This window comes from Armatimonas sp., from assembly GCF_043760365.1.
Classification (GTDB): domain Bacteria; phylum Armatimonadota; class Armatimonadia; order Armatimonadales; family Armatimonadaceae; genus Armatimonas.
The window spans coordinates 1-4771 of the sequence record NZ_JAYUPA010000449.1; the positions used below are offsets into that span (position 1 = coordinate 1).

Sequence of the window (4771 nt, forward strand, 5' to 3'; positions counted from 1 at the left end):
AGATCCGGCGGCGGGGCGCTACGAGACGGGCCAGCGCTTGCGGCAGTTTGAGATACTCTGGGAGACGGCTAGCGCGGAGAAGAAGCGCCAAGTCTTGCCCCTAATCAATCAGGCGGTGATGGGATTTTTCGCGGGTGGCCCCTCCGCAAGCGCCAAGCCGCTCGATCAGGCAATCCTTTTGTTAGGGGAGGAGAAAGACCGCACTCCAGAGCGACGTTGGGCAATGCCCCTCATCTTCACCACCTCCGTTCGGCTTGCGGATACTGATGTTGGTGTCGAGTTCCGAGTCTCACGGCTCTATGAGACACCAGAGAAGGCACCAGAGAGTCTCTTGGTTGGTGTTGGCGGGGAAGGCCCGCCTCTGAACGGCGACTTAGGGGAAGTTCCGGTAACAGGTTTTCCAATGACCGCATTTACCTACTTCGCCGCAGCACCACGCGAGGTTGATGGTAGTGTTCGCATGTCAGTCAAAGGACAGAGTCTTGTGACAGAGCGGCTTATCTCTCTTTCCTACGCAACGAACCTCAAAGCGCGGCTGACGGCACTGGAGGGAGTGAGGGAGCCATCGGTGGTGCACCTGCTGGGAATTCTCAAGAAACTTGCTGGCGGCGAGGCGCTGGAGACGGACTTTCCGGGGCTGAAGCTCTTGCGCGAGGCGGAGGCGGCGGCGAAAAATGCGGCGCTGTGGGGCAAGAAGCAGGCCGGGCAGTTCTGGCTGACGCTCAATAAAGCCCCTGTGCGTCTGCTCGCGCCCGATGCCGTGAAGTCCGGCAAGCCTCTGCCGCTGGTCATCGCGCTACACGGGGCGGGCGGCTCGGAGAACATGTTCTTTGACACCTACGGCGCGGGCAAGCTGGTACGGCTCTGTGAGAAGCGCGGCTGGCTGCTACTGACACTGCGAAACGGCGCGGGGCTGGGGGAGCTTCCCGCGCTGCTGGCGGAGCTGGGAAAGCTCTATTCTTACGACCCGAAGCGCGTCTTTCTCACCGGGCACTCGATGGGCGCGGCGATGGCGGTGCAGGCCGCGCAAGCAAATCCGAAGACTTTTGCCGCTGTCGCCGTGCTGGGCGGTGGGGGAGTGGTGCGAAGTGCGGAGGGACTGCCGCCGTTTCTGGTCGGGGCGGGGGCATCCGACTTTGGCAAGTCGGGGGCGCAGGGTCTTGCAAAAGCCCTCAAGACCGAGTGCAAGATCTACCCAGACTGTGAGCACCTGACCGTGGTTCAGGACGCCTTGGCGGACGTGATGCGCTTCTTTGAAAAAGCCTGGAAAGCGATAGAATAGCGCATGGCACTGATACTTCCCACTACGATTCGCGGCTTCCATGATTATTTCAAGCTGACCGCGATTCCCGAGGAACTGGTGGTTGCCTTTGGCTATCAGTTCGATGCCACGACCCTTGCTCTGCCTCTGGCACCGGAGCCACTGCCTTGGCTGGCAGAGCTGAGTGTGCGGCTGGACTTCGCCTTTCGTCATGTGGGGATGAGCAGTGAAACGCCGCGCCGGGAGTTTCTAATCGCCCCCGTTTTGGGAGAAGTTGCACGCCATGTGGATGCCCAGGTGCGCTCCGAGCTGGATGTGCGAGTCAACGGACAGCTCAAGGGGGCCCTGGACTATCTGCTTCAGGCGCAGGGAAATCTTCTGGTCATCGAAGCCAAGCAGGCCGATCTCACGCGTGGCTTCTCTCAGCTTTGCGCGGAGCTGATCGCGGTGGATCAGTGGACGGATTCGACCGAAAACACTTTGTATGGGGCGGTGTCCGTGGGCGATATCTGGCGGTTTGGGACGCTTGAGCGCACCGAAAAACGCATCACGCAAGACCTAGGGCTCTTTTCCATCCCCACCGACACGGAGCGCCTGGTACGAACCTTGATCTCTATTTTGCGAGGAGAGGTGTAGATGTTTCCATCTAAACAACTTGTGAAAGATGTTTCCCGGGCACGCCTGGAGAAGACCGTACGCTCACTCGCGGAGATTCCCACGCGGCACACGCTCTCGGGGGCGAAGGGGGCGGATGTGGCGGCGGCTTGGCTGGAGAGGGAGCTGAAAAGCTACGGCGGGAACTTGCAAGTGGCGCAGCAGCGCTGGGTGCAGGCGGCGGGCGGGCGGATGACAAAGGCCGTCGAGATCGGCAATGTGCTGGCGACTCTGCCGGGCACGGACACTCCCGAGCGCGTGATTGTGATCTCGGGCCACTACGACTCTCGGGTGACCGATGTGCTGGATGCAAATTCTCCTGCGCCGGGAGCCAACGACGATGCCTCGGGGGTTTCTGTCGTGCTGGAGTGTGCGCGACTGATGGCGGGGATGCGCCCGCGCTGCACCGTGGTCTTTGCCGCCGTGACGGGTGAGGAACAGAGCCTGCTGGGCTCGGCGCAGCTTGCAAAGAGCTTGAAAGAGCAGGGCAAGAGCATTATCGCGATGGCGACCTACGACATTGTGGGCAACTCTCTGAGCGAGGCGGGCAAGCGCGACGACAAGCACATCCGGGTTTTCTCGACATCCGATGAGCTGGGCGAGCTGGCGACCCAGGCCACGCGTCGCAAGAGCCTCGGCACCGACGGGGACTCGCCTGCTCGGACTTTAGCGCGTGCGATTGCAGATTCTGCTCGGCGGCAAGTGAAGGGAATTTCCGTAACACTCACGCTACGCAACGATCGCTACGGGCGTGGCGGCGATCACAGTGCGTTTCTGACAGCAGGCTTCCCAGCATCCGTGCGCTTTACAGAACCCAGCGAGGACTGGCGGCACCAGCACCAAAACCTGAGAGTGGAGAAAGGCGTGACCTACGGGGATCTGCCTGAGTTCGTGGACTACAACTACCTCACCCATGTGACGCAAGTGGCCGTTGCCTGGCTCTCCGAGCTTGCTCAGGCCCCGCCCGCTCCCGTGCGCGTGAGTCTCAAGCAGGATCTCAGTGCCCAGACCACGCTCCAGTGGGGGCCAGTGGACGGTGCAGCAAGCTACGACGTTCTCTGGCGGCGCACGACGGAGTTTGATTGGAGCGGCAGCAAGCGTTTCTCCACGACCCAGGCCGTGCTTCCGCTCTCCAAAGACGACTACCTCTTCGGCGTTCGTGCGGTTGCGGCCCGCGGCGCACGCGGTTTGCCTACTGTCGTGGGCAGGTAATTTAGTGCGCTAAAGCGCGAGCGGCTAGAGCCGGGACGGTCTCGGGGTGCCAGGAAGTCAGGGAGCGGCGGACGCGCTCACGGCCACGGGAGAGGCGGGAGCGGACAGTGCCGACGGGAATGTGCAGGTCCTGGGCAATTTCCTGATAGGCCATCCCTTGAATATCCGCCATCGCGACCACCCGTCGGTACTCCTCAGGAAGCGTGCGGACGGCCTGGAGCAGCGCGGCCCCTTCGAGCTGAGAGAGCACCAGGCGCTCCGGGGAGGCATTGGGCGCAGTCGGCTGCTCGATGGAGCTTCCATCGGCATTTTCGAGAGGGACTTGCCGTGGCTCGCGGGACTTCTTGCGGTACATATTGTAGAAGAGATTGCGCATGATTGTGTGCAGCCAGGCCCGTGGGCTGCCATCGGAGCGGTAGGTATCAAAGCGGTCGAAGGCGCGTAGGAGCGTTTCCTGAACCAGATCCTCAGCGTCGGAGGCGCTGCGAGTCAGCGCCATCGCCGGGGCGTAGAGCGACGCTTCGTGGGGGAGTATCACCTTTTCAAATATCTCGGCTTGTACGGTTTTTGTGTTTAGCATGATCGTTTCCTGATGACTAAATTCGTTTTATGGTCAGTAGGTTCCCTGAAAATTCTAGTGCTTGTGGATTCCATGGATCAAGAAATCTAGCATCGCGCCCGCTTGCGCTTCCAGGCCCTTGCGGCAGGAGGGTTTAGCGTGGCAGGGGTTCAGGTAGGGTGGGAAGAACGGCACCATCGCGAGCAATAAGTACGAGGCGGCCTCGGTAGGGGTGCAGGGCAGGTCAAACTCTCCCTCGGAGAGCACGCGGGTGAGTAGGTCGAGCTGTGCCTGGCGCTCTGGCTGACCACACGCCATGAGGCGTGGCGAGAGCAGCTCGTCAACGAGCTCCGTTCCGTGAACTGTCACCTGAGCAACATCGTGAACGGAAAGAATCGCGGCCATGAGCATCCGGCGGAGCTTCTCCTCAGGGGAAGCCAGAGACTCCGTAATGGCACGCATCTGGTCAGTGACATTGCGCTTCACCTCACGGGCTAGAGTCAGAAGAAGCGCTTCTTTGGTCTCAAAATGCAGATAGACCGTCCCCTTGCCGATTCCCGCATCCGACGCGATCTCGTCAATGGTGGTTTTCTTGAAGCCGTAGTGCAAGAAACGCTTACGCGCCGCCTCTAGGATAGCGCGCCGTGTTTCTTCCCCGCCAGTGCAGTTGTTCTCTTTTTGTATCATATGACTGGATTCGTATTCTGGTCATGAGTTTACCATAGGCTTAAATTCTTCGCAAGTCTCGCGGATTAATATCTGCGAGACGTCCCCCCGTGATCACACGGTCGCGTACCTATTTACTGTGAGTGCATTGACGAAAGCGCCTCAGAGCGGCTATACTCCCACCGATTTGACTTTGATGAATGTGGTCGAGGAGAAAGAAACCAGTGAGGAAGTAATCCTTGCCTGGCGTATCCACCGCCTGCGGGACGAGCCGCAGAAGATCGGACTGGTAGCGCTGGGTTATGGGCTTGCGTTTGCTTTCTGGCGGCTGGCGTTTCCCTACCCTTTGGGGCTTTTTCTCCCAATGATCGCCCTCACGGGGGCAATGGCGGAGTATCTCTTTCCCGTGGACTACAAGC

General features: G+C 60.3%; 6 protein-coding genes. 4 read left to right on the top strand and 2 right to left on the bottom strand.

All coding sequences use genetic code 11. The annotated features are described in order from the left end of the window. The 3 genes from ACH2EH_RS10550 to ACH2EH_RS10560 form a co-directional block, all read left to right on the top strand. The coding region (locus tag ACH2EH_RS10550; RefSeq protein ID WP_395141460.1) for an alpha/beta fold hydrolase at positions 1–1282 on the top strand (1282 nt) is incomplete at its 5' end. Positions 1283–1285: 3 nt separating this feature from the next. Beyond that, positions 1286–1897: a hypothetical protein gene (locus ACH2EH_RS10555; protein WP_395141462.1), complete on the top strand. Its 612-nt coding sequence runs from the start codon at positions 1286–1288 to the stop codon at positions 1895–1897. Then, positions 1898–3127 carry a M28 family peptidase gene (locus ACH2EH_RS10560; RefSeq protein ID WP_395141464.1) on the top strand — a complete coding sequence of 410 codons (1230 nt, stop codon included), beginning with the start codon at positions 1898–1900 and terminating at the stop codon, positions 3125–3127. 1 nt (position 3128) lies between these two features. Here ACH2EH_RS10560 and ACH2EH_RS10565 read toward each other — a convergent pair whose 3' ends face one another. Then, the gene (locus ACH2EH_RS10565) at positions 3129–3707 is read right to left on the bottom strand and encodes a sigma-70 family RNA polymerase sigma factor (RefSeq protein WP_395141466.1); all 579 of its coding nucleotides are present in this window, start codon (positions 3705–3707) and stop codon (positions 3129–3131) included. A 54-nt stretch (positions 3708–3761) separates the two neighbouring features. Continuing rightward, positions 3762–4373, bottom strand: a complete 612-nt coding sequence (locus ACH2EH_RS10570; protein WP_395141468.1) for a TetR/AcrR family transcriptional regulator — start codon at positions 4371–4373, stop codon at positions 3762–3764. 118 nt (positions 4374–4491) lie between these two features. Here ACH2EH_RS10570 and ACH2EH_RS10575 point away from each other — a divergent pair. Next, the coding region (locus ACH2EH_RS10575) for a hypothetical protein (protein WP_395141470.1) at positions 4492–4771 on the top strand (280 nt) is incomplete at its 3' end.

Excerpts from the sequence above, each read along its gene's own strand:
- ACH2EH_RS10555 (WP_395141462.1), top strand. The coding sequence starts at position 1,286 with ATGGCACTGATACTTCCCACTACGATTCGCGGCTTCCATGATTATTTC.
- ACH2EH_RS10560 (WP_395141464.1), top strand. The coding sequence starts at position 1,898 with ATGTTTCCATCTAAACAACTTGTGAAAGATGTTTCCCGGGCACGCCTG.
- ACH2EH_RS10565 (WP_395141466.1), bottom strand. The coding sequence starts at position 3,707 with ATGCTAAACACAAAAACCGTACAAGCCGAGATATTTGAAAAGGTGATA.
- ACH2EH_RS10570 (WP_395141468.1), bottom strand. The coding sequence starts at position 4,373 with ATGATACAAAAAGAGAACAACTGCACTGGCGGGGAAGAAACACGGCGC.